Consider the following 23,298-nt stretch of genomic DNA (forward strand, 5'->3'; position numbering starts at 1 on the left):
TATGCACAGCCGGATGACCCGTGCATGTCCGCGCGTGGTGCGGGGTCGTGGCCCCGGCACGAGGGGTGCCGGGTGATCATCGAGGGTCAGGCTGACCGGGCGCCGAGGCCCGGTCGGCGGGCCGGGTTCAGGCCGCCTTCAGGCTGTCGAGCGACTGCACCGCTTCGAGGACCTCGTCGACATGGCCGGCGACCTTGATGCCGCGCCATTCGGCCCGCAGCACGCCATTGCCGTCGATCAGGAAGGTGCTGCGCTCGATGCCCTTGACCTTCTTGCCGTACATGATCTTGTTCTTGACCACGCCGAACATGTGGCAGAGCTTCTCCTCCGTGTCGGCGATCAGCTCGTAGGGCAGCTCCAGGTTCTGCTTGAACTTGTCGTGCGAGACCATGTTGTCGCGCGACACGCCGAAGACCACGGCGCCGGCGGCCAGGAATTCCGGGTGCTTGTCGCGGAACTGCATGGCTTCCGTCGTGCAGCCCGGGGTGTGATCCTTGGGATAGAAGTACAGCACCACAGCCTTGCCGGCGAAGGCCTGCGGCGTGAACTTCACACCGCTGGTGGCGGATGCTTCAAAATCGGGCAGGGACTTGTTGAGGACAGGCGTCATGAGCGGGCCATCGGGTAAGCTCGGCCGAGCATGGTGCGGGGGTGGCGCGGCGCGCTCGGCGCGCGGGCGGCCCCGCGGGACAGCGGCCGGTGTCAGGGGGCAGCACCCCGGACACGCGGGCGCTGCATGCAGGCTCAAACGACGATTATAAAACCCTGGCCGCGGGGCTGTCGCCGGGCGGGCTTGCACGGTTGCCGCATCGCACCACGGCGTGTGGCACGCGGTGGTCTCGGACGGTCACTTCAGGCGGTCGGTACGCGCAGCAGCGCGGCCACCACCGAGCGGCCCTCGCTGGCCAGCACGTTGTAGGTCCGGCAGGCGGCGGCGGTGTCCATCGTCTCCACGCCGATGCCCGCACCGATCAGCCCGCGCAGCAGCGCCGGAGCGATGAAGCGCTGTCGCGGTCCGCTGCCGAAGATCACCACCTCGGGGCGCAGCGCCAGCACCGCGTCGAAGTGCGCGGCCTGCAGATCCTCGGGTACGGACGCGGACCAGGGCAGGGTGTCGCCGCGCCAGGGCACGATCAGGCTGTCGGTGTGGCGTGTGGCGCCGACCCAGATCTCGCCAGGACCCTGGCGCGTGATCACGTTGGTGCCGGGCAGGCTGTCGGGCTGGAATTTCAAGGCTGGGGTTCCGGAAGGCGGGCGGTCGCGCCGCGGTGGCGGCGGCGCGTGCGGGGCGCGGCGTTTAGCCGGCTAAAATTATTCATTGTGCCGTGCAAATGTCGGCAATTCCCTCTTACCACCGCGCAAAAGGTCAGCCGGCGCGGCTATCACGGGCAAGAGGGCCGTGACTTTTCGCGACCAGGCCTCCAGCGCTGCCCGCACAGCCGGGTCTTTCTCGCGCTCCAGACGAGCAGCCATCAACACCTGACCCGCGTCGATCTTGAGCACGTCGGCCAGGAGCAGCGCGAGCGGGTCGGACATGTTCCCGTGCTTCGCTGCGGCTATCGCCTGCTGCGAGTAGCCGAGCCGCTCGCCCAGTTCCCGATCGGACATCCGCCCCTCGGACATTGCCGCTTTCGCTGCGGCTATGTAGTCGCTACAGGTCTGCATGATTCCCTTTCAAGGTGGGTCAAGTTTACCAACGAAGACATGGTAGAGTCCGCTTTACCAATGTTTCATTGGTAAAGCGGGAGGGGCCTACTGTGACAGGATCAACGCAGATTGTGGTGCCGACGTTCTCAGCACTGCAGGGGACAGCTCAAGAGTCCGGGACCGGACTGTGGCGCGTCACCGTCCGGGTGCAGCGCCTGGCCATCGTCCACGAGTGGACCGGCTTTGCATCCAGCGCTGACCAGGCCAAGGGCCGCGGCATGACCGCTGCCCGTGCGGCCTGGCCGGGCTTCAGCTTCGTGCTGTCGAGCGCGGAGCGTGTCGCGTGAAACAGGCGATCGACACCCGCACGGCCGAGCTGTCCGGCCTGAGCTTTGATGAAACCGGCAACGCGCACCCGACCCCCAAGAAGGCCCGCGGCCCCTACCGCGGCGCCGTGCGGGTCGGATCGTCGAACCAGGCCGACCGCGCCCGCGCCGGCCTGACGCAGGAGGCGTGCGCCGCGCTGGCCGGCGTGAGCGTCCGGGCCCTGCGCATGTGGGAGCACTCGCGCAACCCGTCCCGGGAGTGCCCGAGGGTGCACGCCCGGGTGATTCACGTCCTGCTGCCGGCCCTGCACCGCGCCGGCCTGCGGACGACACCGCGCTACAGGGACAGCGCCACCGGCCAGACGTGGGCCGGCAAGGGGCTGATGCCCGCATGGCTGCGCCAGCGCCTGGACGCTGGCGCGCAGCTGTCCGACTTCGAGGTGAACTTCTTGTGCTCCAGCTGGATGAAACGGTTGTCCACGCACGAGATGCGGTCCCACACGGCCGTGCCGTTCTTGCGGACCTCGACGCGCTGGACGTTGCCGTTCACGCCGGCCGCCCAGTCGCTGCCGGCGTACGAGAAATGGATCCGCTGGACGATGGCGCCCTTGAAGTCGGGCATCCAGGTGACGGCCGTGCCGCCGCTGGTCGGGATCTGGTAGGCCAGCACTTTGCGGATCAGCTGCTGATCCGTGGCGGGGTTCTTCGGGTCGTACTGCAGGCCGGTGAAGCCACCCAGCGCGTACAGGGCCGGCGTTCCGGCGGAGGCGTTGTTGACGACCTCGACGAACACGTCTTCGTCGCCCAGCGCCGGCAGGTCGATGCCGCCGATTTCCTTGGCGACGACGGACAGCGCGTCACGCTCGGTCAGGTCGATGGTCAGGTGATCGGCCTGGTCGTAGACCCCGCGGTACTTGTTGAGCTTGTCCAGCTCGGTGCCGCTGATCGGGCCGAACACGACACGGGCGCCGACCTTGACCACGATTTCCGTGATGCTGGCCTTCGTGATGCTGTTCGCGCCCAGGAAGGCCAGCACGATGCGACCAAGGGTCATCTGCCAGCGCTGCACCTGCGTGGTCGAGCGCACGCCGTTGGCCACGGGATTGAAGGGGGGGAGATTCAGGTAGATCATTTGCCGGTTTCGCGCTGGGTGGATGGGCGGGCGGGGCCCTTACTTCGGCAGGAACTCGCCGACGACGGGGACGGCCATGACCTTGCGTTGGATGAACGCGGCGACGGCGAACGCGGCCAGGCTGACGCCTGCAATCTTCAGGTAAGCATTCACGGGTGGACCTCAGACAGGTGAAGGGACGGTGTTCGACTGCACCAGGCGCTTGAACGCTGGCACCTTGCTGATCACGTAGCTGGCCAGCAGGGTGGCCGCCAGGATCGTGATCAGCTCGCGGGACACCTCGGGGAGGGTGGGCAGGTAGCGGCTCACGGGGTGTGACTCTGTGCGGGGGCCTGCAGGGTGTGAAGGGCTGGCCGGGCCTACAGGCCGCGGGCCGTCTTGCCTGTAGGCGTGCGGCTCGCTTTGCCGGTTTGGCCTGCAGGCGATCGGCGCGGCGACCGACTGCCGGGGATTGACACCCGGCCCCAGGTGCGCAGCTTCTCGGCCTTCACGTACTCGATGAAATCGCCTTGCTTGAGCGCGTCGATGTCGTCGGCCGTGCACCCCATGTGAGCGGCGGCGGCCTGTCGCGTCATGTCGGGTCGATCCTCTGTTCCCGCTGCTGGCGGGTGGCCTCTGCGGCCTGGCGCTGCTCCAGCTCGGCCGCCAGGCGGCGGGCGCGGAACTCGCTGCGGATGTCGTCCAGGTGCAGGACCGCGGGCATCGCGACAGCTGCCACCAGGCCGACGACGGGGTGTGATGCCGTCTCGTGCCAGGTCCAGCTGCCGGGGGCTGCGGGCCGTCCGCGGGCGCTGCAGCGGGCCGCTCCGGCCGCATGCCGGCCAGCAGCATGGCTTCCTGGTTGCGGTTGCGGGCCGGGGCCATGTAGCCGCACCCGGGGCAGTGGTGAAACGCGAACTTGGCGTCATTGCGCTTGACATGTGCGCCCTCGAACTTGCACCAGGGGCAGGCGCGGCGGCCCAGCAGCTGCGCCATGGTCAGGACCCGGCCGGCATCGGCAGGCGGTCGGCGACCATCACCGCCAGGCGGTCGACCTTCTCGGCCAGGTGGCCGAACTCGGCCGCACCCGGCGGCAGCGCTGCAGCGGGGCCGTTCGCGGCCTCATCGGCCGCCAGGTTGCGGGCCTGTTCGATGCTGGTGCGCAGGCTCTGCCAGTGCGGCCAGCCCTCGTCACGGATCACGCCGCGCTGCTGCAGGTCTTCGGCCTGGTGCATCAGGGCGGTCAGGGTGTCGGTCAGGGTCAAGGGGATCTCCTACAGGGTGGGTTTCTGTAGGCGCCTCTGTAGAGCCGCCTACAGGGGGGACGGGTCAGGCCGACGGCAAGCCGGCGGCCTTCTCCAGGGCCGCCAGCCGGCGTTCTGCGGACTCCAGGCGGCGTTCTGCGGACTCCAGGCGGTCCAGCACGGCGGACAGCGGGGCCCGCAGGTACGCGGGGGCCAGGGCGATCAGGGCACGCAGGTTCATGACGCGCAGGTTGAGCGTCCAGGCGCCCCGCGGCCAGTGCCTGCAGGGTCGACCCGGGCCCGTCTGTGCAGACCGGGCCCGTTCTGCTAGCCGGCCCGATTCCCGGGCCTCTGGCGCGTTTTCTCGGCCGGGTCAGGGGTCAGGTGCCACCAGGGCCGAAAACGCGCGCCGTGGGTCGTTCTGGCCGATCCTGGCGCCCCTCAGTGGCGGGTAGGCGATCAGCCCGGGGCCAAGCTCCCACACTCAAGAGCCAACCCCTGCAGGCCGGCCGCCGTGATCGCCGGGCGCATCCCCGGTGGCAGGGGTAGGGGCCCCGCCTCCCCCCTTGGGGGGCTTGTGATGCCTTCGGCGGGTGAGGCATCCGCCTGAGCGGAGGCCGGGGGGCGCAGCCCCCGGGGGGCGTGCCCCGCAGGGGCGATGGACTGGCCCCCTTGGGGGCCCTCGATTCCCCCCGCGCCGCGGACCCGCGCCAGCAGCGCACGGGCCGCCGCACGGCCAGCGCCGGGGGCTGTGGACGGTGGGGGATTAGGGGGATGAATTTCCTCTTGAACCCCCTGTTGCTCCGTCTGTTGCTCCTCTGCGGCCGTCGGAGTGCAAACCGTTGTCGCGGCTTGTTTTTTTGGCTTCTCGGGTCTGTTGCTCCGTCTGTTGCTCTCGGCTGCGGGCGCACTGATGCCCACCCGGGTCGCGACTCGCAAAAAAAGCCCCTTACGCTTCTCGTTAGCGATGCGGTCGACGGTCACAAGGCGCATGCTCACCAGCTCGTCCAGGGCCGTGCGCAGGCGCTGCGCAGTCGGCCGGATAGCGCTGTGCGCCCCGGGCGCCTGGTCGAAGTCCGCCAGGGCTTCCAGCACGGCATAGCTCGTGCTGATCCGGCCCGTGGCGTGGTCAGCCATCGCCAAGAGCTCGATGTAGACGACGCGGGCCAGCCATCCCAGCTTGCGCAGCTGCATCAGCTCCAGGCCGGCCACCATGACGAAGTCCGGCGCGCTGTGGCGCGACAGGGCGACGGTGCGGACAGTGCGGCCCATCAGCGGATCCCGCAGTCCAGGTTCCACACGCTGGACTTCGTGCACGACAACGTGCACAGCTCCGCGCTGTCGACGATCGACGCCCGCGCGCTGGAGTTCAACCTGACGCTGGGCACCACGGACACCGTGCGCGCCATCGTCGAGTGCCTGGACCTGCCGCGCAACCTGTGACCCATTTCGTGTGATCGCGGGCAGGCCCCCGCCCTGTCAATCAGGGGGCCGCCGCAAGCCTTGCCGGGTCGGCGTCATAGACCCGGCACCCTTTCCACTCACACGACCAGGTCAACATGGACGAAGACGAAATCGTCGCCAGGATCAACGCCATGAGCCAGCCCGAGGAGGATTCGGGCGGCCTGCTGCAGGCGATCACGGCGACCGGCTCAAAGTACGTCGGGAGCGCGTTCGAGCAGGGTTCCTCCCTGCTGAGCGGCTACCTGTCCCGACGCATCGACATCGACCTGAACGCCCGCGCGCTGGCGACCGGCGGCACGTCGACGATGCGGGGCGATCAGCGCCCCATCAACGTGACCGCGACCGGCGGCCAGGTCGGCGCCGGATCGGTCACGGTCGGCTACAACTTCAAGGCCATGATGCCGTATCTCATCGTCGGCGCCGTCGTCTGGCTGGCGACGAAGAAGCGGGCCGGCTGATGGCTGCGGCGCAAAACGCCGCGCTCGCAGCGCAGCTCATGGGCGGTCCGGCGGCGGCCGCCAATCCCTATGCAGCGGCCGCAAGCGCTGCCGTGCAGCTGGGGTCCGCAGCGCTGGCGGGCCCCAACGAATCGGGGTCCGGCCAGTTCGACCTGCGGTCCAGCATGGACGGCAGCGGCTGGACGATCAGCACCGGCGGCAGCACGAGCAAGGCCGAGCGCACCACGACCGAGACGAGCGGGGCCACCGGCCAGGCGCAGCAGTTTGCCGGTTTGGGACTCGACAGCGGCATGGTTATGCCTGCCGCTTTCGGGCTGGTCCTGTTTCTCATCCTGAGGGGCTGAACCGTGGGCATCTTCTCCAAAAAAACGACGACGAACACCGCGTCGACGAACAACTACAACGACAACCGCACCAGCACCGTGAACGATGCCGGCGGCGGCATCGTCGGCTCACGCAACCAGTGGGACCAGTCCGTCAGCATGATGGACGGATCCGACAACAGCACGAACTACTCGGACAGCAGCACCACCAACAGCAGCAGCTGGGCCGACAACAGCCTGACGGACGCGAGCGTCCGCAGCAGCAGCACCAGCAGCCGGACCGACAACAGCCTGACGGACGCGAGCGTCCGCAGCAGCAGCACCAGCTGGTCCGACAGCAGCACCAGCAACAACAGCAGCAGCACGGTGAACAACGTGCAGGCGCTGGACGGCGGCGCCATTGCGGCCATGGGTGCCAGCGCTGCGGCGCAATCCGAGACGGCCCGCGCGATCACGCTCGCCGGCCTGGCCGCCGGCCAGGATGCGAACCGACAGGCCGTCGGCCTGGCAGTGCAGGCGCAGACCGACGCCGCCGGCTACAACGCCGCGGCGTTGGATCGGTCCTTCGGCCTGGCGCAATCCAGCCTGGCGCAGGTGGCGAAGAGCAGCGCGGATGCCATCGGCATGCAGCGCGAGAGCTTCGGACAGCTGCTGGACGTGTCGTCGCGCCTGGTCGACCAGGCGAACGAGCAAGCGGCGGCCGCGGCCAGCACGTCCGCGGCCGCCTACAGCACGGCGGCCGACTCCAGCACCGGAAACCGCACCGTCATCCTGGCGGGCCTGGCCGTCGTCGGCCTGGCCGCCGCTTTCGCATTCATGAGGCGCTGACATGCTCCAGAGCTACACCTTCAAGGGCGGCCGCCAGATCGATGCACGGGCCAACAATGTGCGCATCGAGTCCGTATCAGCTGCCGGCCGTGACGAGTCCGTCAACGTGCGTGCCGACGGTCAGGACCTGGGCATTTTCCTGCCTGGCGATGGTGTCGAATTGCCGGTTTCGGCGAAGTGCTGGCAGATCACGCCCGCAACGTCGGACGCCGTGGTCACCGTCCGCATCGGCGCCGGTCGGATCAATACCAACCGGGTGACGGGATCCGTTTCCGTCATCGACACGACCCGGATGATGGTGATGCAGAGCCGGCATTTCGTGAACTCCGCCAGCATCGCCCCGATCGCTGGGAAATTCGCTCAGGTGCAGCTGCGCAACGACTCGCAGAACCTGGGCGTTGCCATCAACTCGATCACGATCAACCCTCAGGCCACCGGCATGTGGGTCTCGGTGCACCAGCACACGGAAAAGCTCACCGGGCAGGCGGCCGGCGTCACCAGCAAGCGCATCACGAACCCTCCCGAGCAGCCCCACACGACCATCATGACCGTCAGAGAGACGTCGGCAGATTCGGAGACGCCGCGGGGCGGATCGTCCGTCCTCATGATGAACGTTATTGTGCCGGCGAACCAGTCGGCCTCCGTGCCCCTGGGTGGCGGGCCGATCGTCGTGGGCCCCAACTCAGCGCTGACGCTGTCGGCGACCGTTACTGGTGTCGTGCTGTCCGCCATCTTCGACGGCGAGATTTTCCCGTGGTGATGCGTCCGGGCTACGTGCTGGCCGCGCTGTCCGCGCTGGTGGCCCTGGCCTGGATCCGTCGTGAAACTGCAGATGAGGCAACGATGATCGACCGAGCTGAAGCCGCGCTGCGCGCGCTTTTCCCGTCCCCCGTCGACGATCTGACCACGAGCCCCGAGGGCCTGGAGCTGATTGCCGGTTTCGAGGGCCTGCGCCTGACCCCGTACCGCCTGGGCGACGGCGGCTGGACCCTCGGCCGCGGCCGCTACTTCCCCGACAGCGGCCCGCCGCCGCCGGCCCGCATCGACCTGGCGACGGCCGATCAGTGGTTCGCGGAAGACGTGGCCGACAAGGGGGAACGCTGGGTCCGCGCCTACGTCACCACGCTGGTGACGCAAGCCCAGTTCGACGCCCTGGTGTCCCTGGCCTTCAACCTTTCCCCGAGGTCGTTCCGCACCATCGCCGCAGAGGTGAACGCCGGCCGCGACCCTGAGGCCGCCGCGCTGCGCTACGTGCGCGCCGGCACCAACCTGGAACGCGGCCTGCGCCGGCGCCGCGCGGCCGAGCTGGCGATGTACCGCAGCGGATCGGAGACCCTCGCATGACCTTCAAGCCTGAACACCTGCTGTACGGCGCCGCCGGCCTGGCGGCCCTGGTGCTGGTGCTGAAGCCCAAGGCCCAGACCATCCCGACCAGCGCGGCCAACCGGGCCGCCCAGCAGCGCATGGACGCCGCCGCCCCGGCGTTCCGCGACAAGCTGTGGAAGAACTTGGACCCGGGCTTCTACATCTGACCATGGAACTGAAACCGGCATTTCTGCTGTACGGGGCCGCCGGCCTGGTCGTGCTCGGCCTGGCGGTGTACGTCGCAAAAAAAGGGGTGGCCGGTGTGGCTGTGGATGTGGTGGATGCGGCGGCTGATGCCGCTGCAGCGGTCGGCGGCAAGGCCGTGGACCTGGCCGCCGAATCCGTCAACCGCACCGGCGAAGCCCTGGGCATCCCGCGCACCGATGAGACCGAGTGCGAGCGCGCCATGCGCGAGGGCCGCACCTGGGATGCGTCCTTCGCCTGCCCGGCCGCCACGTTCCTCCGCTACGCCGTCACCGGCCAGGCCCCAGACGCCGGGCCCTATGGACAGACCGCCAAGCCCTGACACCATCCCGCCATGCTCAAGCACCGCCTACTGATGAACAGCGCCCGGAAGGGCGTCCCGCCGCGCCTGCCGGATACCGTCCGGCAGATCCTGAAGAAGGGGACCTGATGCGCTACGTTCTGTCTCGCCTGCGCGAGCCCTCCAGCTGGGCCGCGCTGGCCGCCATCATCGCGGCCGGCGCCGACGCCGCCGCCACCCGCGACCCGCAGGCCATCGGCGTGTGCGTCGCCGCTGTCCTCGGCCTGGTGCTGCCCGAGCGCCAAGGGGCCCGCCATGCATGACCCGATGACCTGGCTGAATCTGCTGCTGGTGCCCGCCGTCGGGCTGCTGCTGCTGATCCGCGACGAGCTGTCCACGCTGACCGCCATTCAGGCCACGCACACCGACCGGATCCGGAAGTTGGAGCGGGCGCAGCCCTGGCCCCGCTGACCTTCACAAACCGGCAATGCCCGTGTGCTAGGGGCGCGCATGTCGGGGAGCGGCAGCGGGCCCGCCAGGCCGTCACACATAGGATGCCCGCAGGGCCAGCCGATCACGCTGGCCGTTATGCTTTGTAGGGGGGATTCAATGTATGGCGCTGGTGGGGTACGCCCGGGTTTCGACGCAGGATCAGGACACGCGGGTGCAGTCGAGCGCTCTCCGCGCTGCCGGCGTGCGCGATGTGGTCAGCGAGACCCGCAGCGGGGCCGAAGCGCGCCCGGCGCTCGAAGCGCTGCTGACGCGTCTACAGCCCGGGGATGTCCTGATCGTCTACAAGGTGGATCGGCTGGCCCGCAGCCTGGCCGATCTGCTGCGCGTGCTGCAGGCCGTCACGTCGGCCGGTGCCACGTTCCGGAGCCTCACCGAGCCGCTGGAGACCGCCACGCCGGCCGGTCGCATGATGGTGCAGATGCTGGGCGCATTTGCCGAATTCGAGCGGGCCATCATCAGGGAGCGCTGCGCGGCCGGGATGGCCGAAGCGCGACGCGCTGGTGTGCGGTTCGGGCGGCCGCCGATTCTCACGTCCGCGCAGCGCGCGGAATGCGCCGATCTGGCCCGTCAGGGGGCCACGCTGAGCGCCATTGCTCGGCGGTTCGGGATCCATCCGGACACGGTCCGGCGCGCCATCGCCAAGGCCTGAAAGATCAGGCCCTGCGATGCTGGCAAAATCCATAGGTTTGCGGTCGTGCCCCAGTTTCCCGGTGCCGGCCGGTGTATGCCCCCGTTGCGAGCCGGAGCCCACGAGCCGTGAAGCCGATTGTCAAGTCCGCCAAGCTGTCCAACGTCTGCTACGACATCCGTGGCCCGGTGCTCGACAAGGCCCGCCAGATGGAGGACGAGGGCCACAAGATCATCAAGCTGAACATCGGCAACATCGCCGCGTTCGGCCTCGAGCCGCCTGACGAGATTGTGCAGGACATGATCCGCAACCTGCCGTCGCAGACGGCGGCCGGCTACACCGACAGCAAGGGCCTGTTCGCGCCGCGCAAGTCGGTCGTCCACTATTGCCAGGAAAAGCGCATCGCCGGCGTCACCGTCGATGATGTCTACCTCGGCAACGGCGCCTCCGAGCTCATCACGATGAGCATGAACGCGCTGCTCAACAGCGGCGACGAGATCCTGATCCCGGCGCCCGACTACCCGCTCTACACCGCCAGCGTCGCGCTGTCCGGTGGCACGCCGGTGCACTACCTGTGCGACGAGGGCAGCGACTGGTTCCCGGATCTGGCCGACATCCGCCGCAAGATCACGCCCGCCACCAAGGGCATCGTGATCATCAACCCGAACAACCCGACGGGTGCGCTCTATCCAGAGTCGCTGCTGCGCGAGATTGTCGAGATCGCGCGCCAGCACCAGCTGATCATCTTCGCCGACGAGATCTACGACAAGACGCTGTACGACGGCGAGCAGCACGTGAGCATCGCCTCGCTGGCCGAGGACGTGCTGTGCCTGACCTTCAACGGCCTGAGCAAGAACTACCGCTCGTGCGGCTACCGTGCCGGCTGGATGGTGGTCTCGGGCGACAAGCGCCACGCGCAGGACTACATCGTGGGCCTGAACATGCTGGCCAGCATGCGGCTGTGCGCGAACACGCCGGGCCAGCTGGCGATCCAGACCGCGCTCGGCGGCTACCAGAGCATCAAGGATCTGGTGGCGCCCGGCGGCCGTCTGGCGCGTCAGCGCGACCTGGCCTACGACCTGCTGAGCCAGATTCCGGGCGTCAGCGTGGTCAAGCCCAAGGGCGCGCTCTACATGTTCCCGCGGCTGGACCCGAAGATGTACCCGATCGCCAATGACCAGCAGTTCGCCTATGAGCTGCTGGCCGAGGAGAAGGTGCTGATCGTCCAGGGGACCGGTTTCAACTGGCCCTACCCGGACCACTTCCGCCTCGTCTTCCTGCCCAACTCCGACGACCTGACCGAAGCCGTCGGCCGCATCGAACGCTTCCTCGGCGGCTACCGCAAGCGCCACGGCGCCTGATCCGGCGCGCCCACCCTCTGACCGAACCACACTGGTGAACGATTCCATGAAACCCCTGAACGTGGGCCTGATCGGCCTGGGTACCGTCGGCTCCGGCGTCTTCCAGGTGCTCACCCGCAACCAGGCGGAGATCCGCCGCCGCGCTGGCCGCGGCATCGCGCTGGCCGCCGTCAACCGCCGCAACCTGGAGCAGGCGCGCGCCATCGTCGGCGACCAGGTGCCGGTGGTGGCCGACCCGATGGCCATCGTCAACGACCCGTCCATCGACATCGTGGTCGAGCTGATCGGCGGCACCACGCTGGCCCGCGAGCTGGTGCTGGCGGCGATCGCCAACGGCAAGCATGTGGTGACGGCCAACAAGGCGCTGCTGGCGGTGCACGGCACCGAGATCTTCGCCGCGGCCTCGGCCCAGGGCGTGATGGTGGCCTTCGAGGCCGCGGTGGCCGGTGGCATCCCCATCATCAAGACGGTGCGCGAGGGCCTGACCGCCAACCGCATCGCCTGGCTGGCCGGCATCATCAACGGCACCACCAACTTCATCCTGTCGGAGATGCGCGACAAGGGCCTGGACTTCGCCACCGTGCTGGCCGAGGCCCAACGCCTGGGTTACGCGGAAGCCGACCCCACCTTCGACATCGAGGGCGTGGACGCCGCGCACAAGGCCACCATCCTGTCGGCGATCGCCTTCGGTGTGCCGGTGCAGTTCGACAAGGCCCATGTCGAGGGCATCACCCAGCTGCAGGCGGCCGACATCCGCTACGCCGAGCAGCTGGGCTACCGCATCAAGCTGCTGGGCATCAGCAAGCGCCGCGACGACGTCGGCGGCATCGAGCTGCGTGTGCATCCGACGCTGGTGCCGGCCAAGCGCCTGATCGCCAACGTCGAGGGCGCGATGAACGCCGTCGTCGTCAACGGCGACGCCGTGGGCACCACGCTGTACTACGGCAAGGGCGCCGGCAGCGAGCCGACCGCCTCGGCCGTGGTGGCCGATCTGGTCGACATCGTCCGTCTGGCCACCGCCGATCCGGACCACCGCGTGCCGCATCTGGCCTTCCAGCCCGACGCGCTGTCCGACACGCCGATCCTGCCGATCGACCAGGTCGTCACCGCCTTCTACCTGCGCCTGCGCGTGGCCGACCAGACCGGCGTGCTGGCCCGCATCACCGCCATCCTGGCCGAGCACGACATCTCGATCGATGCCGTGCTGCAGCGCGAGAGCGCCGATGGCGAGAAGCAGACCGACCTGATCATCCTGACGCACGACACCGTCGAGGGCCGCATGCGCCAGGCGCTGGTGCAGATGCAGGCGCTGCCGACGGTGCTGACGCCCATCGTCAGCCTGCGCAAGGAAGAACTGAACTGATCCCGGAGGCCCGCCGCCGAGGCGGCCGCACGACCATGAAATACATCAGCACCCGAGGCGACACCACCCAACGCGGCTTCGCCGAGATCCTGCTGGAGGGCCTGGCGCCCGATGGCGGCCTGTACCTGCCCACGCACTATCCGAAGGTCGATGCGGCGACGCTGGCGCGCTGGCGTGGCGTCTACGGCGGCGGCCGTGCCGGCGGCTATGCCGACCTGGCCTTCGAGATCCTGTCGCTCTACATCGACGACATTCCGGCGGCCGACCTGAAGGCCCTGGTCGACAAGACCTACACCGCCGCCGTCTATGGCAGCGACGCCATCGTGCCGGTGCGCCGCCTCGATGGCGATCTGCACATCGAGGCCCTGTCCAACGGCCCGACGCTGGCCTTCAAGGACATGGCCATGCAGCTGCTGGGCAACCTGTTCGAGTACGAACTGGGTCGCCGCGGCCAGACGCTGAACATCCTGGGCGCCACCAGCGGCGACACCGGTTCGGCCGCCGAGTACGCGCTGCGCGGCAAGCGCGGCGTCAACGTGTTCATGCTGTCGCCCTACGGCCGCATGAGCCCGTTCCAGCAGGCGCAGATGTTCAGCCTGCAGGACGCCAACATCCACAACCTGTCGGTCGAGGGCGTGTTCGACGACTGCCAGGACATCGTCAAGGCGGTGTCCAACGATCTGGCCTTCAAGCGCCAGTACAGGATCGGCACCGTCAACTCGATCAACTGGGCCCGTCTGCTGGCCCAGGTGGTGTACTACTTCGCCGGTTATTTCCAGGTCACGACCGCGGACAGCCAGCAGGTCTCGTTCACCGTGCCCTCGGGCAACTTCGGCAATGTCTGCGCCGGCCATGTCGCGCGCATGATGGGTCTGCCGATCGCGCAGCTGGTGGTGGCCACCAACGAGAACGACGTGCTCGACGAGTTCTTCCGCACCGGCACCTACCGGGTGCGCGGCAGCGCCGAGACCTTCGAGACCTCCAGCCCCTCGATGGACATCAGCAAGGCCAGCAACTTCGAGCGCTTCGTGTTCGACCTGCTGGGCCGTGACGGTGCCCGCACCGCCGCGCTGTTCGGCCCGGCCCTGACGAAGGACGGCGGCTTCACGCTGACGGCCGAGGAGACGGCCCGCATCGCGTCCTACGGCTTCGTCTCCGGCCGCAGCAGCCATGCCGACCGTCTGGCCACGATCAAGGCCACCTGGGAGGCGCACCAGGACATGGTCGACACCCACACGGCCGACGGCCTGAAGGTGGCGCGTGAGCATCTGCAGTCCGGCACGCCGATGCTGGTGCTGGAGACGGCGCTGCCGGCCAAGTTCGCCGCCACCATCCAGGAAGCCCTGGGCCGCGATCCGCTGCGCCCGGCCGCGCTCGACGGCATCGAGGCCCTGCCCAAGCGCTTCACCGTGATGCCGGTGGACGCCGCCCGCGTGCAGGACTACATCCGCCAGCACGGCTGATCCCACCGCGCGTACGACCCAGGACCCGCCGATGGCCGAGCGCAGCCCCGATCCGTCCTCGCCCCGGCCCGCGGCCCGTCCGCTGCAGAGCCTGGCCGAGGTGATGGCGCAGATGGCGCCGGCGGCGAGCGCCCGCCGCATCCGCGACACCGAGGTGCTGCCGACCGCCCAGGCGCTGGGCCGGGTGCTGGCCCGCGCACTGGTCTCGCCGCTGGACGTGCCGCCGGCCGACAACGCCGCGATGGACGGCTACGCGGTGCGCAGCGCCGACGTGGCCGCCGCCACCGAGGCGCAGCCGCTGTGTCTGCCGGTCAGCCAGCGCATCGCCGCCGGCCATCCGGGCCAGCCGCTGCGCCCGGGCACGGCCGCGCGCATCTTCACCGGCGCCTTCCTGCCGGCCGGCGCCGACGCCGTGGTGATGCAGGAGGACGTGCAGACCGTGGCCGCAGCGGCCGGCACGGAGGGGGCCGCCGACGCGGCCTTCGGCCAGGTGCGGCTGAGCCGGCCGGTGCCCGCCGGCCAGTGGGTGCGCCGCCAGGCCGAGGACCTGCGCCACGGCGCCGAGGTGCTGGGCGTCGGCCGCCGGCTGACGCCGCAGGCCCTCGGCCTGGCCGCCACCGCCGGCGCGGCCGAGCTGTGCGTGGTGCGTCGTCCGCGGGTGGCGCTGCTGTCGACCGGCGACGAGCTGGTGATGCCGGGCCAGCCGCTGCGCCCCGGCGCGATCTACAACAGCAACCGCAGCACGCTGCAGGCGCTGGCCCTGGCCGCCGGCTGCGAGGTCACCGACCTGGGCATCGTGCCCGACCGCCTGGAGGCCACCCGCGCCGTGCTGCGCGAGGCGGCGCGCGACCACGACCTGATCCTGAGCTCGGGCGGCGTCTCCTTCGGCGAGGAGGACCACATCCAGCCCGCCGTCGCCGCCGAGGGCTGGCTGCACCACTGGCAGGTGGCGATGAAGCCGGGCAAGCCCATGGTCTTCGGCGCGGTGCGGCGGGGTGCGGCCGAGGCCGCCGCTGCCGGGCCGGCCGCAGGGCCCGCCGATCACGGTGATCCCCTGTCCGAGGCGCTGTTCATGGGCCTGCCGGGCAATCCGGTCTCCAGCTTCGTCACCTTCCTGATGGCGGTCGCGCCGGTGCTGCGTCTGCTGCAGGGCGCAGCGGCCGAAGGCCCGGCGGCGCTGGGCGTGCGCGCCGGTTTCGACTGGCCGAAGCCCGATCGCCGGCGCGAGTTCCTGCGCGGGCGCATCGAGGCCGACGGCACGGTCAGCCTCTACCCGAACCAGAGCTCCGGCGTGCTGACCTCGGCCGCCTGGGCCGACGTGCTGGTCGATCTGCCGGCGCTGCAGCCGGTGCGCCGTGGCGACATCGTGCAGGTGCTGCCGCTGGCGGCGCTGATCGCCTGTTGATGCGTCAGGTGGCCCATCCGCCGCCCGGCCCGCGGCCGAAGGTCCGCCATGCGGCGCCCGGCGCAGCGGGTGCGCCACGGCATCGGCCGCCGCGTGCCTGCGGTTTCCCGCGCGCCTGCGCCTCCTCCTCCACCCGCCCGAGCCCGCGCCGATGAGCCTGCAGATCCGCTACTTCGCTTCCCTGCGCGAGGCCCTGGGCCCGGGCGAAGCCGTCGCCCATCACGAGGGCCTGACCCTGGGCGCGCTGCGTGACGCGCTGATCGCGCGTGGCGGCGTTCATGCGCAGGTACTGGCCCGCGGCCGCGTGCTGCGCTGCGCGCTCGACCAGGTGATGGCCGACGAATCGGCCGTGGTGCGCGACGGCGCCGAGGTGGCCTTCTTCCCGCCGGTGACCGGCGGCTGAACGCGCGCCGCCCGCCCTCGCCACGCCGCATCGAGCCGCCGACCATGACCCAGACCGCCGACCCCGTCGCCCGCGTGCGCATCCAGCAGGCCGACTTCGACCTCGGGGCCGAGGTCGCCGCGCTGCGGGCCGGTGATCCGGCCGTCGGTGCGGTCTGCAGCTTCGTCGGCACCGTGCGCGACCGCCACGCGCCGGGCGATCCGGGCGCGGTGCAGGCGATGGCGCTCGAACACTATCCGGGCATGACCGAGCGCGCGATCGAGGCCATGATCGACGAGGCCCTGCGCCGCTTCGACATCCGCGCCGCCCGCGTCATCCACCGCGTCGGCGATCTGCTGCCCGGTGACCAGATCGTGCTGGTCGTCGTCAGCTCGGCCCACCGCGGCGAGAGCTTCCGCGCCTGCGAGTTCCTGATGGACTGGCTCAAGACCGAGGCGCCGTTCTGGAAGAAGGAGACGGCGGCCGACGGCTCGGCGCAGTGGATCGACGCCCGCGTCAGCGACGACGCGGCGCTGGCGCGCTGGGGGATCCGGTCGGGCAACGCAGGCGCGTGCGCGTCGGACGCCACGTCGCCGCTCCCGGCCCCGAGCGCAGCCCCGATCACGCCGCCGACCGCCTGAGCCGCGATGTCGCCCGACTGGACCGCCTCCCTCACGCCGCTGCACGCACTGGCCGTCGCGGCCGGCGCGGCCGGCGGTGCCCTGCTGCGCTGGGTGTGCTCGACCGCGCTGAACGCGCTGTGGCCGGCGCTGCCGCCCGGCACGCTGCTGGTCAACCTGATCGGCGGCGCCGGCATCGGCACGGCGATGGCGGTGTTCGCCCGCTGGCCGGACGAGACGCTGCGTCTGCTGATCGTCACCGGGCTGCTGGGCGGGCTGACCACCTTCTCCAGCTTCTCGGCCGAATCGCTGGGCCTGCTGCTGCGCGGCGACTGGGCGGCGGCCGTCCTGCACACCCTGGTCCACGTGCTGGGCGCGCTGGCCTGCACCGCCGTCGCCTTCCACCTGACCCGCACCTGGCTGGGGGCCTGAGGCCCGTGCACCCCTGCCACAGGACGACGCCCGCGTGCACCCTGCGCGGACATGCCCACCGGCCGCGGACGGACGCAGCGCGCCGTGGCGCCTCCATCGTTTACCCTAGTCCATGCTTTCCGTCGTGACGCCGCTTCCTCCGATGACCGAACCCGTGCTGCAGGCGCCCGATGCCACCACGCTGCGCCAGGCCCTGGGCCGCTACGCGACCGGCGTGGCCCTGGTCTGCTGCCGACCCGACGGCGCCGCGCCGCTGGGCCTGACCGTCAACTCCTTCGCCGCGCTGTCGCTGCAGCCGGCGCTGGTGCTGTGGTCGCTGCGCTGCGAGAGCACCGCGCTGCCGGCCTTCGACGCCGCCGGGCACTTCAGCGTCAGCGTGCTCGGCCTGGCGCACCAGGGCCTGTCGCAGCGCTTCGCCTCGCGCGAGCCGGACAAGTTCGCCGACGGCGCGTGGTTCGACGCACCGAACACCGGCGCGCCGCTGCTGGCCGACGCGCTGGCGCTGTTCGAGTGCCGCACCGTCTCGCGCCAGGTCATCGGCGACCACGTGCTCTACGTCGGCGAGGTGCTGGGGCTGAGCCAGCGGGCGGGCGAGCCGCTGCTGTTCCAGGGCGGCGGCTACCAGCGGCTGGCGCTGCCGGGGCAGGGCGGCTGAGGTCCGCCGACGGTTCCGCGCCGTCCTGAGCGGCCCGACATGGTCCGCCCCGGCGGGCGGGCGCTGGTGCGGCGCGCGGCCCGGCTCAGTTCAGCCAGACCGCGCCGTGCGGCGCGTCGGCCGCCGCCACCGGGGCGGCGGGCGCCACGGGCAGTCCCCAGTCGGCCTGCCGCAGCGCCTGTTCCAGCAGGCGCAACAGGGCGCTGGACAGGTCCGGATCCAGTTGCAGCGCCAGTGCGCGGCCGCCGCCGTCGCGCAGGCGGATCGCCAGCCCGCCACCTTGCGGGCGCGGCCCCAGGTCCACGGTCTGCGGCAGCAGCGGCTCGGCGCCCAGCGGTTCGCTCGCCGGCATCGAGCGGTCGAAGGGCTGGCTGAAATCGGCGCCGGGCAGCTCGCGCGTGCGGGCGACCTCGGCCATCAGCGCCCGGGCCTCGGGCACCAGCAGCGGTGGCGGGGTGCCGGCGGCCGCCAGGGTCGACGTCGTCGGCGCCAGCTGGGCGCGGCCCACCAGGTCGACGAAGGGCGCCCAGATCATCGACAGCAGGCGGCGCGTCAGCCACACCGACAGCAGCTCGCCGCCGCGGGTGCGCACCTGCCAGAGGATGCGGTCGGCCGGCGCGTCGTAGCGCAGATGCATCTGGTGGATGTCCATCGCCGGATTCTAGGAAGCGGCTCCGGTGCGCCGGCAGCCGCCGCGGCGGCCAGCGTGCAGGCCCGGTGCGACGGATGCCCCGGATCGGCCTGCGGTGGCGGCCGATCCGCCGCTGGGTGGGGTCCGTCCGTGGCCGCCGGGCCCGGATCCACGCGAGCTTGCGCCAGCGCAATCCGGCCGCTTTCGGCCGCATCCGGTCGCCATCGTCGGCCGTTCCGCCCCGCGCCGCGGGCTTGAAATGCGCGGCCCGCCGCCCCATGTGCCGCTTCAGTTGACGATCCCCACGGAGGCACCCGATGCGTCTCGACAAGCTCACCACCGCGTTCCAGCAGGCCCTGGCCGAGGCCCAGAGCCTGGCCGTCGGGCGTGACAACCCCTACATCGAGCCGGCCCATCTGCTGGCGTCCATGCTCGACCAGACGGACGGCCCCAAGGCCTTGCTGGAGCGTGCCGGGGCCAACGTGGCCGCGCTCAAGACCGCGATGGACACCGCCATCCAGGGCCTGCCGCAGGTGCAGGGCGGTGGCCAGACCCAGGCCGGCCGTGATCTGGTCCAGCTGCTGCAGGCGGCCGACAAGGAGGCCACCCGCCGCGGCGACAGCTTCATCGCCAGCGAGATGTTCCTGCTCGCCCTGGCCGACGCCAAGAGCGACATCGGCGGCGTGGTGCGCGGTCACGGCCTGACCCGCAAGTCGCTGGAGGCCGCGATCGAGGCCGTGCGTGGCGGCCAGAAGGTCGATTCCGCCGAGGCCGAGGGCCAGCGCGAGGCGCTCAAGAAGTACACGCTCGATCTGACCGAGCGCGCCCGTCTGGGCAAGCTCGACCCGGTGATCGGCCGCGACGACGAGATCCGCCGCGCGATCCAGGTGCTGCAGCGCCGCAGCAAGAACAACCCGGTGCTGATCGGCGAGCCGGGCGTGGGCAAGACCGCCATCGTCGAGGGCCTGGCCCAGCGCATCGTCGCCGGCGAGGTGCCCGACACCCTGCGTGACAAGCAGGTGCTGGTGCTGGACATGGCCGGCCTGCTGGCCGGCGCCAAGTACCGCGGCGAGTTCGAGGAGCGGCTGAAGGCCGTGCTCAAGGAGGTGGCCGCCGAGGAGGGGCGCATCATCCTGTTCATCGACGAGATCCACACCATGGTCGGCGCCGGCAAGGCCGAGGGCGCGATCGACGCCGGCAACATGCTCAAGCCCGCGCTGGCCCGAGGCGAGCTGCATTGCATCGGCGCCACCACCCTCGACGAGTACCGCAAATATGTCGAGAAGGACGCGGCCCTGGAGCGCCGCTTCCAGAAGGTGCTGGTCGACGAGCCGACGGTGGAGGCGACGATCGCCATCCTGCGCGGCCTGCAGGAGAAGTACGAGGTGCACCACGGCGTGGAGATCACCGACCCGGCCATCGTCGCCGCGGCCGAGCTGTCCCACCGCTACATCACCGACCGCTTCCTGCCCGACAAGGCGATCGACCTGATCGACGAGGCCGCGGCCAAGATCAAGATCGAGATCGACTCCAAGCCCGAGGTGATGGACAAGCTCGATCGCCGCATGATCCAGCTGAAGATCGAGCGCGAGGCGGTCAAGAAGGAGACCGACGAGGCCTCGATCAAGCGCATGGGCCTGATCGAGGAGGAGATCGCCAAGCTCGAGCGTGAATACGCCGATCTTGAGGAGATCTGGAAGGCCGAGAAGGCGCAGGCCCAGGGCTCGGCCCAGGTCAAGGAGGAGATCGACCGCACCAAGTTCCAGATCGAGGAGCTCAAGCGCAAGGGCGACTTCAACCGCGTGGCCGAGCTGCAGTACGGCAAGCTGCCCGAGCTGGAGAAGAAGCTCAAGGAGGCGCAGGACAAGGAGGCCGGCAAGAAGGCGGGCGGCGCCGGGCCGCAGCTGCTGCGCACGATGGTCGGTGCCGAGGAGATCGCCGAGGTGGTCTCGCGCGCGACCGGCATTCCGGTGTCCAAGCTGATGCAGGGCGAGCGCGACAAGCTGCTGCAGATGGAAGACCGGCTGCACCAGCGCGTGGTCGGCCAGGACGAGGCCATCGTGGCCGTCTCGGACGCCATCCGCCGCAGCCGGGCCGGCCTGTCCGACCCGAACCGCCCGCTGGGCAGCTTCCTGTTCCTGGGCCCCACGGGCGTGGGCAAGACCGAGCTGTGCAAGGCGCTGGCCGGCTTCCTGTTCGACTCGGAAGACCACATGGTGCGCATCGACATGAGCGAGTTCATGGAGAAGCACTCGGTCAGCCGGCTGATCGGGGCGCCCCCTGGCTATGTCGGTTATGACGAGGGCGGCTACCTGACGGAAGCGGTGCGCCGCAAGCCGTACTCGGTGCTGCTGCTCGACGAGGTCGAGAAGGCCCATCCGGACGTGTTCAACGTGCTGCTGCAGGTGCTCGACGACGGCCGCCTGACCGATGGCCAGGGCCGCACCGTGGACTTCAAGAACACCGTCATCGTGATGACCAGCAACCTGGGCTCGCACCAGATCATGGCCATGGCCGGCGAGGACAGCGAGCTGATCCGCGAGGCGGTGATGGGCGAGGTCAAGCAGCACTTCCGGCCCGAGTTCCTCAACCGCATCGACGAGACCGTGGTCTTCCACGCGCTGGGCGAGGCCCACATCGCCTCGATCGCGCGCATCCAGCTCAAGGGGCTGGAGGCCCGCCTGGCGGCGATGGACATGCGGCTGGAGGTGTCGGAGGCCGCGCTGGCCGAGATCGCCAAGGTCGGCTTCGATCCGGTGTTCGGCGCCCGCCCGCTCAAGCGCGCGATCCAGGCCCGCATCGAGAACCCGGTGGCCAAGCTGATCCTGCAGGGCCGCTTCGGCCCCAAGGACGTGATCCCGGTCGACATCGTCGACGGCGCCTTCAGCTTCGGCCGCACCGTCCACTGACGCGGTCCGCCGGACGCCACGCCAGCGGCGTGGCCGTCCCCTTCCAGCAGACGCCGTGGAACCGGCTCCGCCGGGCCACTGGCGTCGCCCCCCTCGGGGGGAGCGGCCTTGGCCGCTTCGGGGGGGTTACCTTCTCGCGGCCATGATGTGCCGCGCCTGCACATAGCCGAACGCGAAATCCACGCTCTCGGCGATGTCGCGCGCGGTCGCCGCGCGCTCCTTCTCGGTCATGAAGAAGGCCAGATCGGCGGTGTGGCGGATGTAGCGTGGCACCAGTCGGTTCAGCGCCACGCAGGCCACGTCGGCCAGCAGATCGGCGTTCTCGCCGATGGCCGGATAGCGCGGAGCCATCGCCACCACGGCGTCGAAGACGGCCTTCTCGTGGGCGTTGTGGACAGAGGAGAAATCCAGGTCGGGCATCGTCGTGGGCTGTGAAGGCGGTACTGCTCCGGCATTTCGGCAGGCCTGCGGCTGGCTTGAATCCGCGGGCGGCCGCTCCCGTGGGTCCGGTGTGCGGCCGGTCACGCCGTGGCGCTGTCCGTCGGTCGGAGGGGCTGCGGTGCGCGGCCAGTGTGGGGGGGCGATCGGCTGGCCGTCCGTTACAAGTTGTGCGGATGCCGGGCCTGGACCTCGACCGGGCGGCGGCGCGCGCCGGATGGTGACACGCCACGAGGCGGCCTCGGCCTTCAGCGCGCCTGCCGTCCCCCTGCGGATGCGGGTGTGACCGCCGCGCCGGCGAAGAAGCGGCTGGGCGGCATGCCGACCTGGCGGCGCACCATGGCCGAGAAGGCGCTGGGATGGGCGTAGCCGAGTTCGGCCGCGATCCAGGCCATCGGCCGGCCCTGGGCGGCCAGGCTCAGGGCCTGAGCCAGCAGCACCTGCTCGCGCCAGAGGCCGAAGCGGGTCGACAGCTGCTGCTGGAACAGCCGGGCCAGCGTGCGCGGGCTGGCACCGACATCGCGTGACCAGTCGGCCAGTGTCGCGTGGCGGCAGGGTGCGTCCAGCACGGCCTGGCACAGCGCGCGCAGGCGCTTGTCCTGCGGCATCGGCACGCCCAGTGGCACCGGGGCGGCGCGCCGGAGCTCATCGCGCAGCAGGGCAGCCAGCAGGTCCTCGCGCCGCCGGCTGCGGGCGTCGGGCGCGGGCGGCGGCGGGGTCTGCGGGCCTTCATCGCCGCGCAGCGGCCGGTCCGCCTGCGGATCGAGCTGCTCGACCAGCGCCCGTGTCAGCGCGCTGACCTCGAGCACGCGGCACTGGTGCCAGGCGGTCAGGTCGGGCGGGCCGGCCTCGGTCATGGCGGCGGCCAGTTCCGGCGCGGTCCAGGGGCCGCAGACGCCGGCCTCCTGGTGCAGGTAGAGCGTGACCAGCGTGACCGGCTCCAGCACCGTCACCGCATGTTCGACGCCGGGCGGGATCCACAGTGCGCGCGATGGCGGCACCAGGTAGGTGCCGTGCTCGGCCTGCAGCCGGGTCACGCCCTCCAGCGCGAAGGCGAGCTGGGCCCAGTCGTGGCGGTGGGCGTCGACCCGTTCATGCGGATCCAGCCGGCGCAGGCGGGCGCGCAGCGGCCGTGCGGCCGTCGGCTGGTGGACGCTGGCGGTCAGCGGGGCAAGGGCGCGGGCGGTCGACATTGGCCGTTTCTCGACAGGACTTGGCTTGTCATCGTAAATCTGCCGCGGGTCACCC

34 protein-coding genes and 1 pseudogene are annotated in these 23,298 nt (G+C 70.5%); 22 read left to right on the plus strand and 13 right to left on the minus strand.

Annotated elements, in window-relative coordinates; genetic code table 11:
* Positions 1–127: 127 nt before the first annotated feature.
* From AACH11_RS14755 to AACH11_RS14765, 3 genes are all read right to left on the minus strand, one after another.
* Positions 128–610: a peroxiredoxin gene (locus AACH11_RS14755; protein WP_341375003.1), complete on the minus strand. Its 483-nt coding sequence runs from the start codon at positions 608–610 to the stop codon at positions 128–130.
* 242 nt (positions 611–852) lie between these two features.
* Positions 853–1,233 carry an Mth938-like domain-containing protein gene (locus tag AACH11_RS14760; RefSeq protein WP_341375004.1) on the minus strand — a complete coding sequence of 127 codons (381 nt, stop codon included), beginning with the start codon at positions 1,231–1,233 and terminating at the stop codon, positions 853–855.
* Between the two features lie 78 nt (positions 1,234–1,311).
* Complete coding sequence (locus AACH11_RS14765; protein WP_341375005.1) at positions 1,312–1,665, minus strand: hypothetical protein; 354 nt, start codon at positions 1,663–1,665, stop codon at positions 1,312–1,314.
* Between the two features lie 116 nt (positions 1,666–1,781).
* Between AACH11_RS14765 and AACH11_RS14770 the strand changes: the two genes are divergently transcribed.
* Positions 1,782–1,994 carry a hypothetical protein gene (locus tag AACH11_RS14770; protein WP_341375006.1) on the plus strand — a complete coding sequence of 71 codons (213 nt, stop codon included), beginning with the start codon at positions 1,782–1,784 and terminating at the stop codon, positions 1,992–1,994.
* A 206-nt stretch (positions 1,995–2,200) separates the two neighbouring features.
* Positions 2,201–2,365 (plus strand): annotated as a pseudogene (locus AACH11_RS24885) (hypothetical protein); the annotation flags it as partial.
* On the opposite strand, the gene AACH11_RS24890 reads toward AACH11_RS24885, so the two are convergent.
* From AACH11_RS24890 to AACH11_RS14810, 7 genes are all read right to left on the minus strand, one after another.
* The gene (locus AACH11_RS24890) at positions 2,311–3,105 is read right to left on the minus strand and encodes a major capsid protein P2 (RefSeq protein WP_479725256.1); all 795 of its coding nucleotides are present in this window, start codon (positions 3,103–3,105) and stop codon (positions 2,311–2,313) included. The pseudogene AACH11_RS24885 and the gene AACH11_RS24890 sit on opposite strands and share 55 nt — an antisense overlap.
* Before the next feature lie 162 nt (positions 3,106–3,267).
* Entirely contained in the window at positions 3,268–3,414 is a 147-nt protein-coding gene (locus tag AACH11_RS14785) for a hypothetical protein (protein WP_341375007.1), read from the minus strand.
* Between the two features lie 50 nt (positions 3,415–3,464).
* Entirely contained in the window at positions 3,465–3,680 is a 216-nt protein-coding gene (locus tag AACH11_RS14790) for a hypothetical protein (RefSeq protein WP_341375008.1), read from the minus strand.
* Positions 3,677–3,808 carry a hypothetical protein gene (locus AACH11_RS14795; RefSeq protein WP_341375009.1) on the minus strand — a complete coding sequence of 44 codons (132 nt, stop codon included), beginning with the start codon at positions 3,806–3,808 and terminating at the stop codon, positions 3,677–3,679. Before AACH11_RS14795 ends, AACH11_RS14790 begins: the two co-directional genes overlap by 4 nt.
* A gap of 274 nt (positions 3,809–4,082) precedes the next feature.
* Positions 4,083–4,349 (minus strand): hypothetical protein, encoded by a 267-nt coding sequence (locus AACH11_RS14800; protein WP_341375010.1) that lies wholly within the window; start codon positions 4,347–4,349, stop codon positions 4,083–4,085.
* A 64-nt stretch (positions 4,350–4,413) separates the two neighbouring features.
* Positions 4,414–4,569 (minus strand): hypothetical protein, encoded by a 156-nt coding sequence (locus AACH11_RS14805; protein ID WP_341375011.1) that lies wholly within the window; start codon positions 4,567–4,569, stop codon positions 4,414–4,416.
* A gap of 218 nt (positions 4,570–4,787) precedes the next feature.
* Positions 4,788–5,600 (minus strand): hypothetical protein, encoded by an 813-nt coding sequence (locus AACH11_RS14810; RefSeq protein ID WP_341375012.1) that lies wholly within the window; start codon positions 5,598–5,600, stop codon positions 4,788–4,790.
* A gap of 39 nt (positions 5,601–5,639) precedes the next feature.
* On the opposite strand from AACH11_RS14810, the gene AACH11_RS14815 reads away from it, so the two are divergent.
* The 19 genes from AACH11_RS14815 to AACH11_RS14905 all read left to right on the plus strand — a co-directional run bounded on the left by AACH11_RS14815 (position 5,640) and on the right by AACH11_RS14905 (position 18,072).
* Positions 5,640–5,771, plus strand: coding sequence for a hypothetical protein (locus tag AACH11_RS14815; RefSeq protein ID WP_341375013.1), 132 nt, complete (start codon positions 5,640–5,642; stop codon positions 5,769–5,771).
* A 116-nt stretch (positions 5,772–5,887) separates the two neighbouring features.
* On the plus strand, positions 5,888–6,250 hold the full coding sequence (locus AACH11_RS14820; RefSeq protein WP_341375014.1) for a hypothetical protein: 363 nt from the start codon (positions 5,888–5,890) through the stop codon (positions 6,248–6,250).
* Positions 6,250–6,594, plus strand: a complete 345-nt coding sequence (locus AACH11_RS14825) for a hypothetical protein (RefSeq protein ID WP_341375015.1) — start codon at positions 6,250–6,252, stop codon at positions 6,592–6,594. The genes AACH11_RS14820 and AACH11_RS14825 overlap by 1 nt, the downstream gene beginning before the upstream one ends.
* Before the next feature lie 3 nt (positions 6,595–6,597).
* Entirely contained in the window at positions 6,598–7,401 is an 804-nt protein-coding gene (locus tag AACH11_RS14830) for a hypothetical protein (protein ID WP_341375016.1), read from the plus strand.
* A gap of 1 nt (position 7,402) precedes the next feature.
* The gene (locus tag AACH11_RS14835; protein WP_341375017.1) at positions 7,403–8,161 is read left to right on the plus strand and encodes a hypothetical protein; all 759 of its coding nucleotides are present in this window, start codon (positions 7,403–7,405) and stop codon (positions 8,159–8,161) included.
* Positions 8,161–8,745: a lysozyme gene (locus AACH11_RS14840; protein WP_341375126.1), complete on the plus strand. Its 585-nt coding sequence runs from the start codon at positions 8,161–8,163 to the stop codon at positions 8,743–8,745. Before AACH11_RS14835 ends, AACH11_RS14840 begins: the two co-directional genes overlap by 1 nt.
* Positions 8,742–8,933, plus strand: coding sequence for a hypothetical protein (locus AACH11_RS14845; protein WP_341375018.1), 192 nt, complete (start codon positions 8,742–8,744; stop codon positions 8,931–8,933). Before AACH11_RS14840 ends, AACH11_RS14845 begins: the two co-directional genes overlap by 4 nt.
* Before the next feature lie 2 nt (positions 8,934–8,935).
* A complete protein-coding gene (locus AACH11_RS14850) occupies positions 8,936–9,292 on the plus strand; it encodes a hypothetical protein (RefSeq protein WP_341375019.1) in 357 nt (118 codons plus the stop codon).
* Between the two features lie 107 nt (positions 9,293–9,399).
* Positions 9,400–9,573 carry a hypothetical protein gene (locus AACH11_RS14855; protein WP_341375020.1) on the plus strand — a complete coding sequence of 58 codons (174 nt, stop codon included), beginning with the start codon at positions 9,400–9,402 and terminating at the stop codon, positions 9,571–9,573.
* Entirely contained in the window at positions 9,566–9,721 is a 156-nt protein-coding gene (locus tag AACH11_RS14860; RefSeq protein ID WP_341375021.1) for a hypothetical protein, read from the plus strand. Before AACH11_RS14855 ends, AACH11_RS14860 begins: the two co-directional genes overlap by 8 nt.
* Before the next feature lie 142 nt (positions 9,722–9,863).
* Complete coding sequence (locus AACH11_RS14865) at positions 9,864–10,412, plus strand: recombinase family protein (RefSeq protein ID WP_341375022.1); 549 nt, start codon at positions 9,864–9,866, stop codon at positions 10,410–10,412.
* Between the two features lie 107 nt (positions 10,413–10,519).
* Positions 10,520–11,752 (plus strand): pyridoxal phosphate-dependent aminotransferase, encoded by a 1,233-nt coding sequence (locus tag AACH11_RS14870; RefSeq protein ID WP_341375023.1) that lies wholly within the window; start codon positions 10,520–10,522, stop codon positions 11,750–11,752.
* A 46-nt stretch (positions 11,753–11,798) separates the two neighbouring features.
* The gene (locus AACH11_RS14875; protein WP_341375024.1) at positions 11,799–13,115 is read left to right on the plus strand and encodes a homoserine dehydrogenase; all 1,317 of its coding nucleotides are present in this window, start codon (positions 11,799–11,801) and stop codon (positions 13,113–13,115) included.
* Between the two features lie 35 nt (positions 13,116–13,150).
* Positions 13,151–14,578 (plus strand): threonine synthase, encoded by a 1,428-nt coding sequence (gene thrC, locus AACH11_RS14880; RefSeq protein WP_341375025.1) that lies wholly within the window; start codon positions 13,151–13,153, stop codon positions 14,576–14,578.
* Positions 14,579–14,609: 31 nt separating this feature from the next.
* On the plus strand, positions 14,610–15,983 hold the full coding sequence (locus AACH11_RS14885) for a molybdopterin molybdotransferase MoeA (RefSeq protein ID WP_341375026.1): 1,374 nt from the start codon (positions 14,610–14,612) through the stop codon (positions 15,981–15,983).
* A 151-nt stretch (positions 15,984–16,134) separates the two neighbouring features.
* On the plus strand, positions 16,135–16,386 hold the full coding sequence (locus AACH11_RS14890; RefSeq protein WP_341375027.1) for a MoaD/ThiS family protein: 252 nt from the start codon (positions 16,135–16,137) through the stop codon (positions 16,384–16,386).
* A 44-nt stretch (positions 16,387–16,430) separates the two neighbouring features.
* A complete protein-coding gene (locus AACH11_RS14895) occupies positions 16,431–17,006 on the plus strand; it encodes a molybdenum cofactor biosynthesis protein MoaE (RefSeq protein ID WP_341375028.1) in 576 nt (191 codons plus the stop codon).
* 6 nt (positions 17,007–17,012) lie between these two features.
* Positions 17,013–17,417 carry a fluoride efflux transporter CrcB gene (gene crcB / locus AACH11_RS14900; RefSeq protein WP_341375029.1) on the plus strand — a complete coding sequence of 135 codons (405 nt, stop codon included), beginning with the start codon at positions 17,013–17,015 and terminating at the stop codon, positions 17,415–17,417.
* Positions 17,418–17,559: 142 nt separating this feature from the next.
* Positions 17,560–18,072, plus strand: coding sequence for a flavin reductase family protein (locus tag AACH11_RS14905; RefSeq protein ID WP_341375030.1), 513 nt, complete (start codon positions 17,560–17,562; stop codon positions 18,070–18,072).
* A gap of 85 nt (positions 18,073–18,157) precedes the next feature.
* On the opposite strand, the gene AACH11_RS14910 is transcribed toward AACH11_RS14905, so the two are convergent.
* A complete protein-coding gene (locus AACH11_RS14910; RefSeq protein ID WP_341375031.1) occupies positions 18,158–18,724 on the minus strand; it encodes a hypothetical protein in 567 nt (188 codons plus the stop codon).
* Positions 18,725–19,020: 296 nt separating this feature from the next.
* Here AACH11_RS14910 and clpB point away from each other — a divergent pair, with 296 nt between their 5' ends.
* Positions 19,021–21,612: an ATP-dependent chaperone ClpB gene (clpB, locus tag AACH11_RS14915; protein ID WP_341375032.1), complete on the plus strand. Its 2,592-nt coding sequence runs from the start codon at positions 19,021–19,023 to the stop codon at positions 21,610–21,612.
* Positions 21,613–21,738: 126 nt separating this feature from the next.
* On the opposite strand, the gene AACH11_RS14920 is transcribed toward clpB, so the two are convergent.
* Together AACH11_RS14920 and AACH11_RS14925 are read right to left on the minus strand one after the other, a co-directional pair.
* Complete coding sequence (locus AACH11_RS14920) at positions 21,739–22,032, minus strand: late competence development ComFB family protein (RefSeq protein ID WP_341375033.1); 294 nt, start codon at positions 22,030–22,032, stop codon at positions 21,739–21,741.
* 266 nt (positions 22,033–22,298) lie between these two features.
* Positions 22,299–23,243 carry an AraC family transcriptional regulator gene (locus AACH11_RS14925; protein WP_341375034.1) on the minus strand — a complete coding sequence of 315 codons (945 nt, stop codon included), beginning with the start codon at positions 23,241–23,243 and terminating at the stop codon, positions 22,299–22,301.
* Positions 23,244–23,298 lie beyond the last annotated feature (55 nt).

The sequence above is a fragment of the Pseudaquabacterium rugosum genome (genome assembly GCF_038066575.1).
Classification (GTDB): Bacteria; Pseudomonadota; Gammaproteobacteria; order Burkholderiales; family Burkholderiaceae_C; genus Pseudaquabacterium; species Pseudaquabacterium rugosum.

Excerpts from the sequence above, each read along its gene's own strand:
- AACH11_RS14850 (WP_341375019.1), top strand. The coding sequence starts at position 8,936 with ATGGAACTGAAACCGGCATTTCTGCTGTACGGGGCCGCCGGCCTGGTC.
- AACH11_RS14805 (WP_341375011.1), bottom strand. The coding sequence starts at position 4,569 with ATGAACCTGCGTGCCCTGATCGCCCTGGCCCCCGCGTACCTGCGGGCC.
- AACH11_RS14865 (WP_341375022.1), top strand. The coding sequence starts at position 9,864 with ATGGCGCTGGTGGGGTACGCCCGGGTTTCGACGCAGGATCAGGACACG.
- clpB (WP_341375032.1), top strand. The coding sequence starts at position 19,021 with ATGCGTCTCGACAAGCTCACCACCGCGTTCCAGCAGGCCCTGGCCGAG.
- AACH11_RS14905 (WP_341375030.1), top strand. The coding sequence starts at position 17,560 with ATGACCGAACCCGTGCTGCAGGCGCCCGATGCCACCACGCTGCGCCAG.
- AACH11_RS14875 (WP_341375024.1), top strand. The coding sequence starts at position 11,799 with ATGAAACCCCTGAACGTGGGCCTGATCGGCCTGGGTACCGTCGGCTCC.
- thrC (WP_341375025.1), top strand. The coding sequence starts at position 13,151 with ATGAAATACATCAGCACCCGAGGCGACACCACCCAACGCGGCTTCGCC.
- AACH11_RS14895 (WP_341375028.1), top strand. The coding sequence starts at position 16,431 with ATGACCCAGACCGCCGACCCCGTCGCCCGCGTGCGCATCCAGCAGGCC.
- AACH11_RS14855 (WP_341375020.1), top strand. The coding sequence starts at position 9,400 with ATGCGCTACGTTCTGTCTCGCCTGCGCGAGCCCTCCAGCTGGGCCGCG.
- AACH11_RS14825 (WP_341375015.1), top strand. The coding sequence starts at position 6,250 with ATGGCTGCGGCGCAAAACGCCGCGCTCGCAGCGCAGCTCATGGGCGGT.
- AACH11_RS14910 (WP_341375031.1), bottom strand. The coding sequence starts at position 18,724 with ATGGACATCCACCAGATGCATCTGCGCTACGACGCGCCGGCCGACCGC.
- AACH11_RS14795 (WP_341375009.1), bottom strand. The coding sequence starts at position 3,808 with ATGCCCGCGGTCCTGCACCTGGACGACATCCGCAGCGAGTTCCGCGCC.
- AACH11_RS14845 (WP_341375018.1), top strand. The coding sequence starts at position 8,742 with ATGACCTTCAAGCCTGAACACCTGCTGTACGGCGCCGCCGGCCTGGCG.
- AACH11_RS14860 (WP_341375021.1), top strand. The coding sequence starts at position 9,566 with ATGCATGACCCGATGACCTGGCTGAATCTGCTGCTGGTGCCCGCCGTC.
- AACH11_RS14755 (WP_341375003.1), bottom strand. The coding sequence starts at position 610 with ATGACGCCTGTCCTCAACAAGTCCCTGCCCGATTTTGAAGCATCCGCC.
- AACH11_RS14820 (WP_341375014.1), top strand. The coding sequence starts at position 5,888 with ATGGACGAAGACGAAATCGTCGCCAGGATCAACGCCATGAGCCAGCCC.
- AACH11_RS14810 (WP_341375012.1), bottom strand. The coding sequence starts at position 5,600 with ATGGGCCGCACTGTCCGCACCGTCGCCCTGTCGCGCCACAGCGCGCCG.
- AACH11_RS14835 (WP_341375017.1), top strand. The coding sequence starts at position 7,403 with ATGCTCCAGAGCTACACCTTCAAGGGCGGCCGCCAGATCGATGCACGG.
- AACH11_RS14890 (WP_341375027.1), top strand. The coding sequence starts at position 16,135 with ATGAGCCTGCAGATCCGCTACTTCGCTTCCCTGCGCGAGGCCCTGGGC.
- AACH11_RS14790 (WP_341375008.1), bottom strand. The coding sequence starts at position 3,680 with ATGACGCGACAGGCCGCCGCCGCTCACATGGGGTGCACGGCCGACGAC.
- AACH11_RS14885 (WP_341375026.1), top strand. The coding sequence starts at position 14,610 with ATGGCCGAGCGCAGCCCCGATCCGTCCTCGCCCCGGCCCGCGGCCCGT.
- AACH11_RS14925 (WP_341375034.1), bottom strand. The coding sequence starts at position 23,243 with ATGTCGACCGCCCGCGCCCTTGCCCCGCTGACCGCCAGCGTCCACCAG.
- AACH11_RS24890 (WP_479725256.1), bottom strand. The coding sequence starts at position 3,105 with ATGATCTACCTGAATCTCCCCCCCTTCAATCCCGTGGCCAACGGCGTG.
- AACH11_RS14840 (WP_341375126.1), top strand. The coding sequence starts at position 8,161 with ATGCGTCCGGGCTACGTGCTGGCCGCGCTGTCCGCGCTGGTGGCCCTG.
- AACH11_RS14920 (WP_341375033.1), bottom strand. The coding sequence starts at position 22,032 with ATGCCCGACCTGGATTTCTCCTCTGTCCACAACGCCCACGAGAAGGCC.
- AACH11_RS14765 (WP_341375005.1), bottom strand. The coding sequence starts at position 1,665 with ATGCAGACCTGTAGCGACTACATAGCCGCAGCGAAAGCGGCAATGTCC.
- crcB (WP_341375029.1), top strand. The coding sequence starts at position 17,013 with ATGTCGCCCGACTGGACCGCCTCCCTCACGCCGCTGCACGCACTGGCC.